This window comes from Mesorhizobium sp. M4B.F.Ca.ET.089.01.1.1 (assembly GCF_004022605.1).
Taxonomy (GTDB): Bacteria; Pseudomonadota; Alphaproteobacteria; order Rhizobiales; family Rhizobiaceae; genus Mesorhizobium; species Mesorhizobium abyssinicae.
Map to the genome: position 1 here is coordinate 1 of NZ_RZOS01001447.1, position 435 is coordinate 435.

At 68.0% G+C, this 435-nt stretch carries 1 protein-coding gene; it reads right to left on the reverse strand.

Annotation, left to right across the window (positions count from 1 at the left end; all coding sequences use genetic code 11):
• Positions 1-435 (reverse strand): trypsin-like peptidase domain-containing protein (locus EN780_RS37860; RefSeq protein WP_128276670.1); only part of this gene is annotated, 435 nt, incomplete at both ends.

Sequence of the window (435 nt, forward strand, 5' to 3'; positions counted from 1 at the left end):
CTTCGGATCCTTGATCGCCTCGCCGGCAAAGCCGGTGATGACGTCGCCGGTCGCAATGCCGGCCTTGGCCGCGGGAGACCCTTCGGTGACCGCGGCGACCAGCGCGCCGCCCGGATGGTCGAGGCCCATGGCGCTGGCCACGTCCTGCGTCACCGGCTGGATCTGCACGCCGAGATAGCCGTACTCGATGTCGCCGCCCTTCATCAGCTTGGCGACCACCTTCTGCGCCTGGTCGGACGGAATGGCGAAGCCGACGCCGACGCTGCCGCCATTGGGCGAAAAGATGGCGGTGTTGATGCCGACGACATTGCCGCCGACATCGACCAGCGGGCCGCCGGAATTGCCGTGGTTGATCGGCGCGTCGATCTGGATGAAATCGTCGAACGGACCGCTGTTGAGGTCGCGGCCGCGCGCCGAGACGATGCCGGCGGTGAC